13 protein-coding genes are annotated in these 17,570 nt (G+C 49.7%); 9 read left to right on the top strand and 4 right to left on the bottom strand.

The window, feature by feature from the left end; genetic code table 11:
* Positions 1 to 29: 29 nt before the first annotated feature.
* Positions 30 to 581: an ADP compounds hydrolase NudE gene (nudE, locus tag PCO85_01825; protein WJV55962.1), complete on the bottom strand. Its 552-nt coding sequence runs from the start codon at positions 579 to 581 to the stop codon at positions 30 to 32.
* A 433-nt stretch (positions 582 to 1,014) separates the two neighbouring features.
* Between nudE and PCO85_01820 the strand changes: the two genes are divergently transcribed.
* The 5 genes from PCO85_01820 to pckA all read left to right on the top strand — a co-directional run bounded on the left by PCO85_01820 (position 1,015) and on the right by pckA (position 7,089).
* Positions 1,015 to 3,144 carry an intracellular growth attenuator family protein gene (locus PCO85_01820; protein WJV54245.1) on the top strand — a complete coding sequence of 710 codons (2,130 nt, stop codon included), beginning with the start codon at positions 1,015 to 1,017 and terminating at the stop codon, positions 3,142 to 3,144.
* Between the two features lie 111 nt (positions 3,145 to 3,255).
* On the top strand, positions 3,256 to 3,957 hold the full coding sequence (yrfG, locus tag PCO85_01815; GenBank protein ID WJV54244.1) for a GMP/IMP nucleotidase: 702 nt from the start codon (positions 3,256 to 3,258) through the stop codon (positions 3,955 to 3,957).
* Positions 3,954 to 4,367, top strand: a complete 414-nt coding sequence (gene hslR, locus PCO85_01810; protein ID WJV54243.1) for a ribosome-associated heat shock protein Hsp15 — start codon at positions 3,954 to 3,956, stop codon at positions 4,365 to 4,367. Before yrfG ends, hslR begins: the two co-directional genes overlap by 4 nt.
* A gap of 25 nt (positions 4,368 to 4,392) precedes the next feature.
* The gene (gene hslO, locus PCO85_01805; GenBank protein WJV54242.1) at positions 4,393 to 5,265 is read left to right on the top strand and encodes an Hsp33 family molecular chaperone HslO; all 873 of its coding nucleotides are present in this window, start codon (positions 4,393 to 4,395) and stop codon (positions 5,263 to 5,265) included.
* Between the two features lie 204 nt (positions 5,266 to 5,469).
* On the top strand, positions 5,470 to 7,089 hold the full coding sequence (gene pckA, locus PCO85_01800) for a phosphoenolpyruvate carboxykinase (ATP) (protein ID WJV54241.1): 1,620 nt from the start codon (positions 5,470 to 5,472) through the stop codon (positions 7,087 to 7,089).
* 120 nt (positions 7,090 to 7,209) lie between these two features.
* Here the strand turns inward: pckA and envZ are convergent, their stop codons facing one another.
* A complete protein-coding gene (envZ, locus tag PCO85_01795) occupies positions 7,210 to 8,580 on the bottom strand; it encodes a two-component system sensor histidine kinase EnvZ (protein ID WJV54240.1) in 1,371 nt (456 codons plus the stop codon).
* A complete protein-coding gene (gene ompR, locus PCO85_01790; GenBank protein WJV54239.1) occupies positions 8,577 to 9,296 on the bottom strand; it encodes a two-component system response regulator OmpR in 720 nt (239 codons plus the stop codon). Before ompR ends, envZ begins: the two co-directional genes overlap by 4 nt.
* A 365-nt stretch (positions 9,297 to 9,661) precedes the next feature.
* Here ompR and greB point away from each other — a divergent pair, with 365 nt between their 5' ends.
* The 4 genes from greB (at position 9,662) to PCO85_01770 (ending at position 16,671) form a co-directional block, all read left to right on the top strand.
* On the top strand, positions 9,662 to 10,144 hold the full coding sequence (gene greB / locus PCO85_01785; GenBank protein ID WJV54238.1) for a transcription elongation factor GreB: 483 nt from the start codon (positions 9,662 to 9,664) through the stop codon (positions 10,142 to 10,144).
* 117 nt (positions 10,145 to 10,261) lie between these two features.
* Positions 10,262 to 12,250 (top strand): sulfatase-like hydrolase/transferase, encoded by a 1,989-nt coding sequence (locus PCO85_01780; protein ID WJV54237.1) that lies wholly within the window; start codon positions 10,262 to 10,264, stop codon positions 12,248 to 12,250.
* Between the two features lie 226 nt (positions 12,251 to 12,476).
* Entirely contained in the window at positions 12,477 to 14,183 is a 1,707-nt protein-coding gene (locus tag PCO85_01775) for a GNAT family N-acyltransferase (GenBank protein ID WJV54236.1), read from the top strand.
* Positions 14,184 to 14,346: 163 nt separating this feature from the next.
* Positions 14,347 to 16,671 (top strand): Tex family protein, encoded by a 2,325-nt coding sequence (locus PCO85_01770; GenBank protein WJV54235.1) that lies wholly within the window; start codon positions 14,347 to 14,349, stop codon positions 16,669 to 16,671.
* Between the two features lie 97 nt (positions 16,672 to 16,768).
* On the opposite strand, the gene bioH is transcribed toward PCO85_01770, so the two are convergent.
* Entirely contained in the window at positions 16,769 to 17,542 is a 774-nt protein-coding gene (bioH, locus tag PCO85_01765) for a pimeloyl-ACP methyl ester esterase BioH (GenBank protein ID WJV54234.1), read from the bottom strand.
* Positions 17,543 to 17,570: the final 28 nt, after the last annotated feature.

Genomic DNA, 17,570 nt, shown 5'->3' with positions numbered 1-17,570 from the left:
CCGCGCCTTTTCTCTATTCTGCACAACTGTTATTGCTGATTTAACCAATTCTGAGCAAGAAACAGAGCACTAACGTTACGTGCCTCACGGAAATCCGGTTCGTTAAGCAATGCCATCATATTTTGCAATGGCCAGCGAACTTGCGGCATCGGTTCAGGTTCATCACCTGGAAGACTTTTTAGATAAAGGCCATGGGCAATCACAATGCTCATTTGACTGGAAAAATAAGACGGCGCCATCGTCAATGTTGCCAGCAAATCGATACGCTCTGCACCAAACCCCACTTCTTCCATCAACTCTCTATTTGCCGCTTCAAAGACAGTTTCGCCAGGATCAATCAATCCTTTTGGGAAGCCCAGTTCATACTGTTCAATACCGACAGCGTATTCATGAATCAGCAGCAAATTATCGTCAATGACGGGCACAATCATGACCGCTTCCCGACCGGAGGGGCGCATACGTTCATAAACACGACGTGCGCCATTGCTGAACTCCAAATCCACCGATTCCACATCAAACAGACGTGAGCGGGCAACGGTCTCAACCTTAAGGATTTTGGGTTTTTGCAGGTTACTATTCATCATGGCCCCATAAGGAACGGACTACCGAAACGACGCTTTGATCTACAATCAGAAAAGGCAACCGATGCCCTAGCCAAAAGAGATGTGTCGCCGAACGAAAAACATTCATTCAAAATAAGTTTGGTGTATCACGTTTTGCCTTAACAGTGACACTGCCCACAATTTTACCATAGTGTTTTTACGTTTTCACAACATGCAACACACATTACTTTTGTTAAAGTAAAAAATAAAAGTCAATAGGTTAGATAAAATTCAGATTATCCTCATTTAAGCTACTCATCTTGATTGTTAACATAATCTATTACATAAGTAATATTGGGTAACTTCAATTAATAAAGGCAGCTAACGAAATAACATGGGTTAACATTATCGATGTAATTTTGTTAGTATCCGAAAAAACAAAGAGAACCCTAGGCTGTTAGATGGAGATAATATGAGCGCAATACTCATCATATTGGCTGTATTGTTTACCAGTCTGATCACCGTCGGGGGTTTCATTGGCTATCATATGTATCGTCGTTTTCTTTTTGTCAAACACTTGCCGGTCGTGCCTTCAGGACATCGTCATCTGACATCGTCAGAGCGTGTCGCTGTGGAACACTACCTGACGCTGAACGCCCTTGATAAAACGATACTCCTGCCGCTGACGATGTCCTTACCTTTGCTTCCACAACTGCTGCCCGGTAGCCGGGTTTATCCCATTACACATAGCATTACCCGCTACGGCATCAGTACCGATGCACCCAATAAATGGCGTTACTACATTGATACCCAGGAAATTCATCTCCCCGCGATTTGGGAACAATACATAACGCAGAATAATGAAATCGAGCTGATCAAGACTCGTTCCATTCCACTGGTTATCTCCTTCAACGGCCACTCCCTGACGGAGTTTGTTAACAACCCGGAGACCCTGTCAGGAACAGAAATCCCCATCGAAAAAGCTTTTATACGAAAAGAAGAAAACGAACCTACCGAACTGGTGACAATTCGCAAGGAAACTCGTGAAGAGCATGCCATTCATCGCTCCCGTGGGATCAAAGAAGCCGGGCTCCTCAGTCTGGCTTTTTTCATGCTGGTATTCAGTCTGAACAGCCCACTGGCGCTACTACCTTGGCTAGCTGGTATTGCGTGTCTGATAGCATTATGGTGCTGTTGGGAATGGTTCCGTCCCGCAAGCGAGAAAGAACGGCTGGAAGTCCATTGTCTGAATGGAACACCACAGTGTCTGGGATTGTTTGGTGAGTCCAATCAAGGTCAGTTCGGTAATATTTCACTCGGTAATATCGACCTCATCTATCCTTCCCACTGGCAACCTTACGTCAATTATGATCTGGGTAGAAAAACCGATATTGATATTTATTTAAATCGGCAGGTTATCCGGCAAGGACAGTACCTGTCATTACACAATGAGGTGAAATACTTTCCGCTACAACGCTGGGGGAGAAATCTGTTACTGGCCTGTGGTTCGTTAGTCAGCCTGGTGCTATTAGTCAGTTCTGTTCCGCTGGATTTGCCACTCAAACTCAGCATGGCCTGGATGCAAGGGGTGGAAAATATCAAAGTGACTCAAGTCGGTGAGCTTGAAAACAAGTCGCTGCACATCGGTGATACTCTAGAAGTTAAAGGTACGGGTATGTGCTACGTCCCACCTATCAATTCAAATGATACTGCGCCCAAAAAGAACCCTTTCACACCATTTGACTGCTCAGCTATCTACTGGAATAAAGCAGAACCACTACCGGCTCCCGAATCAGACATTGTTGAGAAAGCCTCAGCACTGTTAAAAACCGTGAATGAACAGTTGCATCCGCAAGACACCAATGACGGTAGGCTCAGTTCGCCGTTAGCCAGCACTATTCAAAAGTCAGGCATGATTTTACTGAGCAATTTTTCCGACATCATACTGAAAACCGAAGATCTGTGTGAAAAAGATGACAACTGTGTCCGACTGAAAAACGCCTTAACCAACCTGGGTAATGCAAAAAGTTGGAACCTGCTGGTCAAACGTGCCCGTTCTGGCGCATTGAACGGGATGAACGTTGTATTACGGCCTGTCAGTGCCGAAACACTGGAATCTCTGGTGAACAACGCCGCTGACTACTTCTATTATCAGGAAATCACCAACGCCGCCAACTCGTTGAATAGCCCACCGCCCGGCGGTTTTCTGATTCGCAGCGACGAAGGTCAGCAGTTTGTCTCATATCCGTTGCCCGCCACACCGATACAGAATTATCCTCCGGCAGAACAATGGCTGGAGCTTCAGCGCCTATCGTCCATGCTGCTGCATACACCGTTTAAGGCCAGCGGCGTCATTACCCAGATCAGCATTGATGCCAACGGTACCCGCCATATCTCACTACATAGCGAACCCGATGCCGTCACATTGTGGCGTTATCTTGGTTCCTGTCTGCTATTCTTGCTGTTCTCCGTCATTCTGGTGGTGAATATCGTGTTATTCGCTGTCAAACACCGCCACAGTCGACAGAGAATTGCCAATATCCAGCAATACTATGACCGTCATCTGGTGCCATCAACACCCACTTTTCCTCTCATCCGCTAATGTTTTCCATCGGTAAACAGCGCTGGATCCGTCGGTAGGTATGCTACGCTGATAGCATCTTTTGACGCGATATCCACCACCAGATATCACGGTGTTTCATCTGGAGCGTTTATGAGTCCCACATTTAACTGGAATGAGATTGATACCGTCTTGCTGGATATGGACGGCACCCTGCTTGATCTGGCCTTTGACAGTTACTTTTGGCTGCAACTGGTGCCGCAGTCCCTAAGTGCCCAACGCGGGATAAGCCTTGAACAGGCAAAACAGCTCATCACCACGGAATACCGGGCTGTACAGCATACGCTTGACTGGTACTGTTTCGACTACTGGAGTGAACGGCTGAGGTTGGATATTCGCCAAATGACCAGTGATATCGGCCCGCGGGCTCGTTTGCGTGACGATACCGCGCCATTCCTGGCAGCACTGAGAGAAAGCGGCCGGAGAACTATCCTGCTGACCAATGCGCATCCCCACAGTCTGGCGATAAAAGTCACCCATACCGGCCTTGATCAGCACCTTGATTTATTACTTTCTACCCATACTTATGGGTATCCAAAGGAAGATCAACGTTTATGGCATGCGGTGCAGGCGCATACGGGATTCAACCCGACCAGAACCTTGTTTGTGGACGACAGCGAACCCATTCTGGATGCGGCCAAAGCATTTGGTATCCGCTACTGTCTCGGGGTCAGTAATCCTGACTCCGGCCAGCAGGAAAAAAGTTTCACGCAACACCCAGCCATGAACAATTATCTGTCGCTATTACCGGCTATCTATCAATCGGATTCCAACCACCATCAGGAGCACTCATGAGCAAAGAAACCCAACGTGATGATGATGATAGCGTTCGGCTGGATAAATGGCTTTGGGCTGCCCGGTTTTATAAAACCCGAGCCATCGCGCGGGAAATGGTGGAAGGCGGCAAGATTCATTATAACGGCCAGCGTAGTAAACCAAGCAAGTTGGTGGAACTTAATGCCGAAATCAAACTGCGCCAGGGAAACGACGAGCGCGTCGTTGTCGTTTGTGCGCTTAGTGCTCAACGGCGCTCTGCGACACAAGCACAGGCCATGTATCAGGAAACGCCGGAAAGCATCGAAAAACGTGAAAAACTGGCACAAGCCAGAAAAATGAACACCCTGTCCATGCCACATCCGGATCGGCGCCCGGATAAAAAAGAGCGACGGGATTTGATTAAATTTAAATACAGTGACACGGAATAATCCGCAGTCATCAAGAGAGACAATTATGGCCCATCATGACCAACTACATCGCTATCTGTTTGAAAATCACGCCGTTCGTGGCGAGTTAGTAACGGTAAGCGACACATTTCAGCGCATGCTGGCAAATTATGACTATCCAGTGCCGGTCCAGAGACTGCTGGGTGAAATGCTGGTTGCTACCAGTTTGCTAACCGCCACACTAAAATTCAGCGGCGATATTACCGTACAGTTGCAAGGTGATGGCCCATTAAAACTAGCGGTGATTAATGGCAATCATCAGCAGAAAATGCGTGGTGTCGCCCGTCTGCAGGGAGAAATTGCCGAAGGCAGCACACTGCGGGAAATGGTCGGCAACGGTTATCTGGTGATTACCATTACACCAACCGAAGGTGAACGTTATCAGGGTGTCGTGGGGCTTGATGGAGAAGATGTCGCCGCCTGCCTGGAAAACTACTTCCTGCAGTCCGAACAGTTGCCGACTCGTCTGTTTATCCGCACCGGAAAACATGAAAACAACATGTCTGCTGCTGGTATGTTACTGCAAGTACTACCCACTCAGGGCGGCAACCGTGATGATTTCGAGCATCTGTCTCAGTTGACCGACACCGTAAAAAGTGAAGAATTGTTCTCTCTGCCAGCCAACGATGTACTTTACCGCCTGTATCATCAGGAAAACGTCACGCTGTATGAACCACAACCTATCACTTTTAGTTGCCAATGCTCCCGCGAGCGTTGTGCTGATGCACTAATGACGCTGCCAGAAACTGAAGTCGACGACATGCTGGCGCAGGATGGTGAAATTGACATGCACTGTGACTACTGTGGTAGCCATTACATTTTCAGCGCTGCCGATATACAAGACATTCGGCACGCCTCTGTTGGTAACACGCTACACTAACCCTTGCATTCTCATGATGGGCACGCTAGTGCCCTTTTCTCTGCTTTTTCACTAAAAAATACCTCATCTGCCTGATTTCCCTACGAATGTACAAGCAAAGTTATTAATAAATTTATTTAATTTTATGATTGTTATCGCTGTTAAAATACACTTTTTCTCTACAATTCATTAATAGTATGACTATAACAATTGAGGAGTAGCAAGATGCAGATAAAAGGTATTACACCAGAAGCTCTAGCGGCATATGGTATCCGTGATGTCAGCGAAATTGTCTACAATCCGAGCTATGATTTACTGTTCCAAGAAGAGATATCTCCTACCCTGCAAGGCTATGAACGTGGCATCGAAACCCAACTGGGTGCTGTTTCAGTTGACACGGGCATTTTTACCGGGCGCTCTCCCAAGGATAAATACATCGTTCGCGATGATGTAACTCGAGATACCGTCTGGTGGTCCGATCAAGGAAAGGGCAAAAACGATAACCATCCGCTTAGTCAGGAACTCTGGCAGCATCTGAAACAGTTAGTTGCCCAGCAGTTATCCGACAAACGCTTGTTCATTGTAGATTCCTTCTGTGGTGCCAATGCTGATAGCCGGCTGAAAGTCCGATTCATCACCGAAGTGGCCTGGCAGGCGCACTTTGTGAAGAACATGTTTATCCGTCCCAGTGATGAAGATCTACAGGATTTCGAACCTGACTTTGTGGTAATGAATGGCGCAAAATGCACCAATCCACAATGGAAGGAGCAGGGATTAAACTCTGAAAATTTCGTTGCCTTCAACCTCACTGAACGTATCCAGTTGATTGGCGGTACCTGGTATGGTGGCGAAATGAAGAAAGGCATCTTCTCCATCATGAACTACCTGTTGCCACTGAAAGGTATTGCCGCCATGCACTGTTCGGCCAACGTGGGCGAAAAAGGTGATGTTGCGATATTTTTCGGCCTCTCCGGTACGGGGAAAACCACCTTGTCTACTGATCCCAAACGTCAGTTGATTGGTGATGACGAACATGGCTGGGATGATGACGGCGTTTTCAACTTTGAAGGTGGCTGCTACGCGAAAACCATCAAACTATCCAAAGAAGCTGAGCCAGATATCTATGGTGCCATCAAACGCGATGCGCTGTTGGAAAACGTCACAGTATTGGCGGACGGTAAGGTCGATTTCAATGATAATTCAAAGACCGAAAATACCCGCGTCTCCTACCCTATCTACCACATCCACAACATTGTGAAGCCTGTGTCCAAAGCCGGACACGCCACCAAGGTGATCTTTCTAACGGCAGATGCATTTGGCGTATTACCGCCGGTATCAATGCTGACATCCGATCAGACACAGTATCACTTCTTATCTGGCTTCACCGCCAAACTGGCTGGCACCGAGCGTGGCGTAACGGAACCGATCCCTACCTTCTCGGCCTGTTTTGGCGCTGCATTCCTGACACTGCACCCAACACAATACGCCGAAGTGCTGGTAAAACGCATGAAAGCGGCAGGAGCACGGGCCTATCTGGTTAATACCGGTTGGAACGGATCGGGTAAACGTATTTCTATCAAAGATACCCGTGGCATTATTGATGCCATTCTGAGTGGCAGTATTGATGATGCAGATATGCAGACATTGCCTATCTTCGATCTGGCCATCCCGAAAACCTTGCCAGGCGTGGATCCATCTATTCTCGATCCGCGGGATACCTATGCAAACAAGGCTCAATGGCAGGAGAAAGCCGAAGATCTGGCTCGGCGCTTTATGACTAACTTTGATAAGTACACCGATACACCCGCCGGTGCTGCATTGGTCAAAGCCGGACCGACGCTGTAATCAGGTAATGTAAAAAAACGAGATACTCAAGACGATCACCACGTTTGACGTCCCTACAGGAACCAAACGTGGTGATTTCCCCGAAAACTTGCAGACACGATAATCAGGAAACCAGGCGTTTTAATCTGAATCCCGAGTCAACGCCAATGGATGATCCGTCTTCGGCGGCTCAAAGGTCAATGGCAAATAGGCTCGTACACTCAATCCACCACGGTCACTGGTACCGACATCCAGTCCTCCGTTATGGGCGTCTATAATCCGCTGAACAATCGCCAATCCCAGTCCAGTACCACTCGTACTACGGGCGCTGTCACCACGAACAAACGGCTGAAATAGATGCTTTAGCTGCGCGGGTTCAATACCAGGGCCATCATCTTCTACCTGGAACCATGCGCGCTGTAATTCACGCCCGCTGCTGACCCGAATCCAGCCATTGCCATAACGAGCGGCATTCACCACCAGATTCAGCGCTGCACGCTTAATGGATAAAGGACTGGCTCTGACCAACAATTCCCCTTCTGAGAAATGGCTGTCAATTTCACGCTCGTAACCACTTTCAGACGCAACCACTTCACCCAGAATAGTGTTCAGATCGGCAACCTCCATCTGCATTTCCTGGCCAGTACGCAGATAGTCGATAAACTGCTCAATAATGGCATTACACTCTTCAATGTCTTTATTAATCGACTCCGCCAGGTAATCGTCATCCTTGCTCATCATTTCCGTCGCCAGACGAATACGCGTCAACGGCGTGCGTAAATCATGACTCACCCCGGCCATCAGCAAGGTGCGATCATCAGCCAACAATTTCACCCCAGAAGCCATCTGATTAAAAGCACGGGTAACCGAACGCACCTCGGACGCGCCATATTCTCGCAAAGGGGGGGGAATAATGCCTTTACCTACCTGGATGGCAGCGTGTTCCAGCTCCACCAGCGGACGGTTCTGCACCCGGATAAACAGCCAGGCGCCACCTATCACCAACAACATAATGGCCAACGTATAACGGAACAGAGGGGAGAAATCGCCTTGATGAATTTCCGTGAGTGGCACCCGCACCCAGATATCCGGTGAAAGCCAGGTTTTCAGCCATACTACCGGCGTATTTTTACTGACCTCCACCCGCACATCGGTTGGCCCGCCCAACTGTTGTGCCATCTGATCACTCAAGAATTTGTAGTGCTGAGCCCAGCGCAGGCCGCTGTCCTCCGCCGCTGCGTTGGTATACAGAGAAATGCCCAGTTCCCGATAAATCTCACGTCGGAACGCCGGAGGCACTTCCAGCGACGTCCCATCTTCCAATTGCAATTTATCGGTCATCAACATTCTGACTTCATAAGCCAACACTTTATTAAACTGCTGAAGGCTGGGAAGAATCGCAAAGTTGAGCACCACCAAATAGGTGGTGACCAGACTGACAAACAATAGGGTAACTATTAGCAACAGCGTTCGTGCAAAGGAGCTACGTGGAGAAAAATACCATCGCCTCATGCTTTACTGCCATCCGGAACAAAGACGTAACCTAACCCCCATACTGTCTGGATGTAGCGTGGATGTGCCGGATCTTCCTCCACCATACGGCGCAGGCGTGAAATCTGAACGTCGATTGAACGCTCCATCGCACTGTATTCACGACCACGGGCCAGATTCATCAGTTTGTCACGCGACAGCGGTTCCCGAGGATGGCTGACCAATGCTTTCAACACAGCGAATTCCCCACTGGTCAACGGCATAGGCTCATCATCACGGAACATTTCACGCGTTCCCAGATTCAGCTTGAACTTGCCGAATGCGATGACCGCCTCTTCCTGAGACGGCGCGCCCGGCAGTTCGTTAGCCTGACGGCGCAGTACCGCCCGGATACGAGCCAGCAGTTCACGCGGGTTGAAAGGTTTAGGAATATAATCATCCGCGCCGATTTCCAACCCGACGATGCGATCCACTTCTTCCCCCTTTGCCGTCACCATGATGATAGGCATAGGATTACTTTGGCTACGTAGACGACGGCAGATAGACAAACCATCTTCACCCGGTAGCATCAGGTCCAGCACCATCAAGTGAAAGGACTCGCGCGTCAACAAACGATCCATCTGTTCAGCATTGGCTACACTACGTACCTGAAAACCCTGTTCGGTCAGATAACGCTCTAACAGCGCTCGCAAGCGCATGTCGTCATCCACTACCAGAATTTTATAATTTTCTTGCATTCTAATTCTCCAAAGACGTAATAGCCGCCGGGCTCAATATTGTTCAAAAACGTACACCATACTGACAATTGTTTCTGGTATACATTCTAAGCGAAATTGTTACAAGGAATATAAAAATACGTTGTAATCAAACGTTTCCTTTGTCTGCGTGCGCTAACCATGCCATAAATAACAACTTATTCGCGATTAACGTCATCGCAAGCGTCCATACACCACAGATTTCAACATGCAGACAACAACTGAATGAATCCCAGACACTGACGCAAGCCAAAAACTGGAGGTCGAAAACAGACAGCGCATCTACAGCTTGAAAGATGATGGGTATATAACACTATAGTAATAATTTTTACATTCCAGCGAAGCATATGAAAACCGATCTTATCACCCGAGAAGGCTATGAAGCTCTACAGCAGGAGCTGAACTATCTGTGGAAAGAACGTCGCCCGGAAATTACGGAAAAAGTAGCCTGGGCGGCCAGCCTGGGTGATCGCAGTGAAAACGCAGACTACCAATACAATAAACGCTTGTTGCGTGAGATAGATCGACGTGTACGTTATTTACGTAAACGCCTACAGGTAGTACGGGTGGTAGATTACTCTCCCCAACAAGATGGCAAAGTCTTTTTCGGTGCCTGGGTCGAGGTGGAGAATGAAACCGGTGAAATCAAGCGCTTTCGTATTGTCGGTCCAGATGAAATCTATGGCCGCAAAGATTATATTTCCATCGATTCACCGATGGCCCGAGCTTTGTTGAAAAAATCGGTAGATGAAGAAGCGTCGGTTACCACGCCAACCGGTAATAAAATCTGGTATATCAATAAAATAGAATATAAAAATCCAATTTGTTGAGCCCAAAAACGAACAACTGTCATATTTTTCTGAATTCGAGATGTTTTACCCGGACTTTCCCTGCCGAAGTAGCGTAGCATCTTTCCCCTTGTCTACATTTAACACAATGGAAAATACATGTATCAACAGCGTTCACGTGTTCTGCTCAAAACGCTTTGGCTGCAACTTGTTCTACTTACTCTGCTCTTGCTTGCTGCCCGTTTTATCATGTTCCACACGTTTGCGGATCAACAGCAGTTGGCAGGGCACGGCAATGCCATTAGCCGAATGTGGCTGACCGGGTTACGCTATGATTTACGCGCCGTCTCTATTTTACTGTCACCTTTACTAGTATTCGGTCTACTGATGAGTTTACACGCCACCAGCTGGCGTTGGCTGAGCCGTCTGGCCCCGATTTATCTTGGGCTGATCACCGTCATCACCATCACTATCGCCATCAGTAACTACTTCTATTACCAGACCTATCACACCTATATTGATATTTTCGCTTTCGGGCTGATTGACGATGATACCGACGCTATATTAGTGAATATCTGGCAGGATTATCCCGTCGTCATCGCACTCCTGACGATTGTGCTGTTTTGTCTGCTGTCGGTGCGGTTGGGCAAGAGAGCATTCGCTCCAGAGGCGCGCGCCCCACAGCCTTTTTCCCGACTCGTATTTATCGGCTATCTACTGATCAGCCTGATGCTGTTTTTTGCCATGATTCGTGGCAGCATGAATACCTTCCCACTACGTCGTAATGACTCACAAATTTCCTCTATTACCATTCTCAACAAACTGGTTCCCAATGGGTTAATGGCATCAGCCTGGGCGATGGGCGACCGTGATGAGGATGTCAGCTTCAACGCTGTCTCGCATCAGGACGGCGCAGCGTTGCTGCGACAGACTGGGCTGGCGTCGCTGGATGCACGTACCCCAGCCAATCCCTGGCTGGTGCAACACAAGCCTAATGTGGTCGTTGCTTTGATGGAGAGCATGGGAAGCAACATGCTGGCCTTCGACCATTTACCGGATAACGACATGCTGGGAGCCTTGCGCCCACACTTCACCAGCGATTTTGTTTTCCGCCGTTTCGTTTCCGAAGGGAACGGCACCGCACCGTCTTTCGCGGGGCTGTTTTTCCACAGTCCGGTGCAGAATATCAGTCACTCATCCGCCCAGTATGTGGCGTTGAATGACACACCGTATGCCACATACAAAAAAGCGGGCTACAAGATTATTTTCATCACGTCCGGCAGCCGGATGTGGCGCAATTTTGGTAACTATCTGCCGCGCCTGGGCGTTGATCAGATCTATGATCAAAGCTCACTGATGGAAACTTATCCTGAATCCGCTAAGTCTTTAACCGACTGGGGCGTACCAGACGAATATGCCTTCCGCATGGCGGAGAAACTGCTATCTGAGGCCAAACAACCGTTATTTATCAGCATACTGACTATCACCAACCATCCCCCGTACAAAGTGCCGACGACATATCGCCCGAATCCAGTACATGCTGGGCCGGACATGATGGCCCATGCCGAAGTCAGCCAGGAGGAACAGGAGGAAATCAGCCGGACTTACCAGTATGCGACTAATGCGCTGGGTGAATTTGTTTCGGCAGTAAAAGCCTCAGGCTGCGGTGAGAATACGCTGATTGCGGCCAGCGGCGATCATCAGATGCGTCGGTTAAAAGCACTCTCTCCGCACGAACTCTTTCTGGATCGCGCGGTTCCCTTTTATCTTTATATTCCCAAGACAATACTGGAGCACAGCGCCTGGCGTTTTGATCCCACCCGTCCCGGATCACATAAGGACATTATGCCGACACTGTATGCCTACAGCTTGTCCGACACGCCTTATCAGGCACTGGGTGGCCGTAATATGCTCGCTCCGCAAGACGACCCTGGCCGGGCGTTTGGTTACAATCAGGTACTGTGGATCGATGCACAGGGCGCGATGCCTATTGGCAGTACAGTTCGTTACCCCTGGAGTGCAACCAACCCAATGATGGTAGAAAGTGAAAGTCGGACCACGCCCCCGGAAATTCGACAAAAGAGCACAGCTTACCCTGCACTACTACGCTGGCAAATTAATGCTCAGGAGAAAGGCTTTACGGATTGAATGTCCGGTCTGTGTAGTTTCTCCTAGCCAGACATGCTGTTGATATTATTTCCACGCCAACAGCGTTCCATTCTGAGCTTACTCTCTGATTAACAAGGCTTCTCTTCCCTGCCGGGAAGAGCGGCGTTGTTAATTGCTTACTATCGGTAAAAATTATTTGTACTTTGACATAAAGATGTCATTTCCATCACTTAGCGTGTCGTCAGTCGGTTATGGAGAGCTATTTATGTTCAGTCTAGATGCCATACTGCAAGACGTCGCACCTCATCGCCACACGCCACCTTGGCAACGCTCGGTTTTACGCACACTGTTATTCGAAAATGAAATGCAAGAGTTTGCCCAACGTTATCCACATCTGAAAGGATTGGATCTGGTTGAGCAGATACTGGATCACTTACATCTTGATTGCGAGATGATCGATGGTGATCTGGAAAACATCCCCAGTCAGGGCCCTGTGGTACTGGTCGCCAACCATCCAATCGGATCACTCGACGGTCTGGCGCTACTGCGCACCGTCGCCAGTGTCCGACCGGATGTGCGTATTGTTGCCAGCCAACTATTATCTTATGTAGAAGCGCTGAAACAGTTGTTTTTCTCGGTGGATAACTTTAGCAACCGTACTAAACGCCATCAAATTGCCGCAATTCAGGAGCACCTGAGCAACGACGGTGCCATCATTTTGTTCCCGGCTGGCGAAGTTTCCCGTATCAGTCTGAAAGGGATCCGTGACGGTCACTGGCACAGCGGCTTTATTCGCATGGCTGCCAAAGCGCGGGCGCCAATAGTGCCGGTTCATATTAGCGGTCGCAATAGTGGCCTGTTCTATCTCTCCTCGCTGATATATCGACCACTGTCCACGCTGCTGTTGGTGCGGGAAATGTTTCTCCAGCAGGGTAATAAACTGCGGATCAAGATTGGCGCCCGTATTCCTTACACCATCTGGAGTCAGGGCGACTTTCAACCTAACGATCTGGCCGCCCGTTTTCGACGTCATGTTTACCGTCTGGGGCAGGGAAAGCCAGGTTGTTTTTCTGGTGAGAAGCCCATCGCGCTGGCAGAAGATCGCATATTGCTCAAGCGAGCGCTGGCGAATTGCGAAACATTGGGTACCACACCGGATGGCAAAACTGTCTATCTGTACCGGCGTGGTAATGAAGATTATGTCCCACTCCTGAGAGAACTGGGCCGACTGCGCGAAATCGCCTTTCGGGCCGTGGGTGAAGGCTCCGGTAAACGACGAGATCTGGATAGTTTTGACGATGACTATCTGCACCTGATTTTGTGGGATGAAAGTGATCTGGAAATTGTTGGCGCTTATCGTTTTACACCTACGGCACAGTTAATTGCCGAAAAAGGCGAAAACGGTCTCTATAGCCATAGTTTGTTCCATTATGGCGAAGAGATGAATCCGGTACTTGCTAGTGGCATAGAGCTCGGTCGCAGCTTCATCCAACCTAAATACTGGGGTAAACGCGGTCTGGAGTACCTATGGCTGGGTATTGGTGCTTATTTGGCCCACTATCCTCAGTATCGTTATCTGTTTGGCCCGGTTTCGCTGTCTAGCACATTACCGCCGCCCGCCCGAGATTTGCTAATTGCCTTTTACCGACTACATTTTGCACCAGACCAGTTGCTGGCCCGGTCACGGCGACCCTATCCAGCATCATTACCCGATGTGCTGAAACAATTTGAAGGTATTGATTATCAACAGGATCTGGCCCGCCTGAAAAATATTCTCGGTAATATGGGCTGTTCTATCCCTACTCTCTATAAGCAATATTCCGAATTGTGTGAACCTGGTGGCGTTCGATTTATCGATTTTGGTGTTGATCCCGACTTCAACAACTGCATTGATGGACTGGTGCTGGTGGATCTTCAGAAACTCAAAGAGTCTCGCTATCAACGTTATATTGCGCCATTTTGTACGCCATAACCCATACCTGATAATCATTCCGGCCCTGCAATAACGCAGGGCGCTTCTTTGATCGTTCACAAAAAACCACCTCGCCATACAACTGGCATTTTGTGCCATCAATACGTATAACTGTCCCCCAGCGTTTTATCCTTAAATCAACGACTCACTACCCGACAACATTATGAATAACGTATTAAACAAGATTATTGCTGGCGAATTGCAGGCACGTACCGAACAGGTCAGCGCGGCCATTCAGTTGCTGGATGAAGGCAACACCGTTCCCTTTATCGCCCGCTACCGTAAAGAAGTTACCGGTGGACTGGACGATACTCAACTACGTCAGTTAGAAACTCGTCTCGTCTATCTGCGCGAGCTGGAAGAACGCCGGCAAACCATCCTGAAGTCGATTGATGAACAAGGCAAATTGACCGAACCACTGGCAGCCGCCATCAAGACGACGCTTAACAAAACGGAACTGGAAGATCTCTATCTCCCATATAAACCCAAACGCCGCACCCGGGGGCAGATTGCCCTTGAAGCCGGACTGGAACCACTAGCTGACAGCCTGTGGAATGACCCGAGCCAGACACCGGAACAGATCGCCGAAGCCTACATTAATGTCGACAACGGTGTGGCGGATGTCAAAGCGGCGCTGGACGGCGCACGCTACATCCTGATGGAACGCTTTGCCGAAGATGCGGCCTTGTTAGCCAAAGTGCGTAACTACCTATGGAAAAACGCGCATCTGGTTTCCGGTGTGGTGGAAGGCAAAGAGGAATCCGGTGCCAAATTCCGCGACTATTTCTCACACCACGAACCGATTGCCCAGGTTCCTTCTCACCGAGCGCTGGCCATGTTCCGTGGTCGTAATGAAGGCGTGTTGCAATTATCACTGAATGCCGATCCACAATTTGATGAACCGCCCCGTGAAAGCCATTGCGAACAGATAATCATCGACCACCTGGGATTGCGTCTCAATAACGCCCCGGCAGATGATTGGCGGCGTGCGGTAGTGAACTGGACCTGGCGTATTAAAGTGCTACTCCATCTGGAAACTGAATTGATGAGCAGCGTGCGTGAAAAAGCGGAAGATGAAGCCATTAACGTCTTCGCCCGTAATATGCACGATTTGCTGATGGCGGCACCAGCCGGGATGCGAGCCACTATGGGACTGGATCCCGGTCTGCGTACTGGTGTAAAAGTGGCGGTGGTGGATGCCACTGGCAAATTGGTCGCCACCGACACTATTTATCCGCACACCGGTCAGACTGCCAAAGCCGCATCCTCCGTCGCCGCATTGTGCATCAAGCATCAGGTTGAGTTGGTAGCGATTGGTAACGGCACCGCCTCGCGTGAAACCGAACGTTTCTTTCTGGATACCCAAAAACAGTTCCCGGATATCAAGGCACAGAAAGTGATCGTCAGTGAAGCAGGTGCGTCAGTCTATTCGGCTTCTGAACTAGCGGCGCTGGAATTCCCCGATTTGGATGTTTCCTTGCGTGGGGCGGTATCTATCGCCCGTCGCTTGCAAGACCCGCTCGCCGAACTGGTCAAAATCGATCCGAAATCCATCGGTGTCGGCCAGTATCAGCATGATGTCAGCCAAAGCCTGTTGGCGAAAAAACTGGATGCTGTGGTAGAGGACTGCGTAAATGCTGTCGGTGTCGATCTGAATACCGCGTCAGTACCACTACTGACCCGTGTAGCCGGGCTCACCCGCATGATGGCGCAAAATGTGGTGGCCTGGCGTGATGAAAATGGGCGCTTCCGCAATCGCGATCAACTGTTAAAGGTCAGCCGCTTGGGCCCGAAAGCCTTTGAACAGTGCGCGGGGTTCCTGCGCATCAACCACGGTGACAACCCACTGGATGCCTCTACCGTTCATCCGGAAGCCTATCCGCTGGTAGAGCGTATTCTGGCGGCAACCGAGCAAAAATTGCAGGCTATCATGGGTAACGCCAATGCATTGCGCAGCCTTAAACCGACGAATTTCACTGACGAACGTTTCGGCCTGCCAACCGTTACCGATATTCTGAAAGAACTGGAAAAACCAGGGCGCGACCCACGGCCCGAGTTCAAGACCGCCAGCTTCGCCGAAGGCGTGGAAACGATGAATGATCTGATGCCGGGCATGATTCTGGAAGGTGCGGTCACTAACGTGACCAATTTCGGCGCTTTCGTAGATATTGGGGTGCATCAGGACGGCTTGGTACATATTTCGTCGCTAGCCGACCGTTATGTGGACGACCCGCACAAAGTCGTGAAGGCCGGTGACATCGTGAAAGTAAAAGTGCTGGAAGTGGATCTGCAACGTAAGCGCATCGCGCTCACCATGCGCCTGGATGAGCAGCCGGGAGAAGCCACCAGCCGTCGGAGCAGTGAGGCTCGGGACAATACACCACCGCGACAGCCTGGCAGTAAAAACCGGCCCCGCAGTGGGGACAACCCACCGGCAGGTAACAGCGTCATGGGTGACGCACTGGCCGCTGCATTTAAGAAACGCTGATAACCAAACGGGAATGGCACCACCATTCCCGTTGTTTCGATTGCAAGCCAGATATAACCACATCCAGAGGATCAGTGAAACCTGCACCCACTAGCGTCTAACATAACGAATGGGTAAACGACAACAACTGCTCAATAAAGATGTCTGGGTGCGAAATAAATGGCGCATGGGCGGCTTTAGGTATCACAACTGATGTCGATTGTGGTAACTGTGCATCCAGCAAACCCGCCACTTTCCGCGGCACTAATCCGTCCAACCCGCCATAAACACGCAAAAAAGGCCGTTGCAGCGCGGCCAGAGGCTGACGTAAATCCACATGGCGTAGCATCTCCAGTCCGCCAATCAGCACCTCAGCACTGGGAGCCGGTTGTCCGGTTACCACTGATTTCAACAACCGGGCATCTTGTTTCGCGCTATCAGTACCTAGCGTTTGCAACGCCAGAAAACGTTCTATCGTGTGCTGGAAATCGTCGCTGAGCTGCTGTTGAAAACCCGCCAACACTTCCGGTTTGATACCCGGCCAGTCCGTCCCGGCACTGAAGCAAGGAGATGATGCCAACGTAATCAACGCGCTAACCCGCTCCGGTGCCATCAAAGCGATTTGACTGGCGACCAATCCTCCCAGTGACCACCCCAACCACACGGCTCGCTGCGGTGCCTGCGCCAAGACATGCGCGGCCATCTCCGCTAACGGCATCGGGCCATATCCCTGACTTTGTCCATATCCCGGCAGATCCACCTGATGCAGGCGAAAATGCGGCGACAATCGCGTTACTATGCCATTCCATACCTGGGCATTCAGTCCCCATCCGTGCAGCAGCACAAGTTCGCAATCTCCCGAACCTTCCGTATTCCAATACAATGTCTCCATGCGTTATTGTCCACTCCGAAAATGTTGT

Source organism: Prodigiosinella aquatilis (assembly GCA_030388725.1).
Classification (GTDB): Bacteria; Pseudomonadota; Gammaproteobacteria; order Enterobacterales; family Enterobacteriaceae; genus Prodigiosinella; species Prodigiosinella aquatilis.
This window is presented reverse-complemented; position numbering and strand designations above follow the sequence as displayed.

Excerpts from the sequence above, each read along its gene's own strand:
- nudE (WJV55962.1), bottom strand. The coding sequence starts at position 581 with ATGAATAGTAACCTGCAAAAACCCAAAATCCTTAAGGTTGAGACCGTT.
- PCO85_01820 (WJV54245.1), top strand. The coding sequence starts at position 1,015 with ATGAGCGCAATACTCATCATATTGGCTGTATTGTTTACCAGTCTGATC.
- yrfG (WJV54244.1), top strand. The coding sequence starts at position 3,256 with ATGAGTCCCACATTTAACTGGAATGAGATTGATACCGTCTTGCTGGAT.
- hslR (WJV54243.1), top strand. The coding sequence starts at position 3,954 with ATGAGCAAAGAAACCCAACGTGATGATGATGATAGCGTTCGGCTGGAT.
- hslO (WJV54242.1), top strand. The coding sequence starts at position 4,393 with ATGGCCCATCATGACCAACTACATCGCTATCTGTTTGAAAATCACGCC.
- pckA (WJV54241.1), top strand. The coding sequence starts at position 5,470 with ATGCAGATAAAAGGTATTACACCAGAAGCTCTAGCGGCATATGGTATC.
- envZ (WJV54240.1), bottom strand. The coding sequence starts at position 8,580 with ATGAGGCGATGGTATTTTTCTCCACGTAGCTCCTTTGCACGAACGCTG.
- ompR (WJV54239.1), bottom strand. The coding sequence starts at position 9,296 with ATGCAAGAAAATTATAAAATTCTGGTAGTGGATGACGACATGCGCTTG.
- greB (WJV54238.1), top strand. The coding sequence starts at position 9,662 with ATGAAAACCGATCTTATCACCCGAGAAGGCTATGAAGCTCTACAGCAG.
- PCO85_01780 (WJV54237.1), top strand. The coding sequence starts at position 10,262 with ATGTATCAACAGCGTTCACGTGTTCTGCTCAAAACGCTTTGGCTGCAA.
- PCO85_01775 (WJV54236.1), top strand. The coding sequence starts at position 12,477 with ATGTTCAGTCTAGATGCCATACTGCAAGACGTCGCACCTCATCGCCAC.
- PCO85_01770 (WJV54235.1), top strand. The coding sequence starts at position 14,347 with ATGAATAACGTATTAAACAAGATTATTGCTGGCGAATTGCAGGCACGT.
- bioH (WJV54234.1), bottom strand. The coding sequence starts at position 17,542 with ATGGAGACATTGTATTGGAATACGGAAGGTTCGGGAGATTGCGAACTT.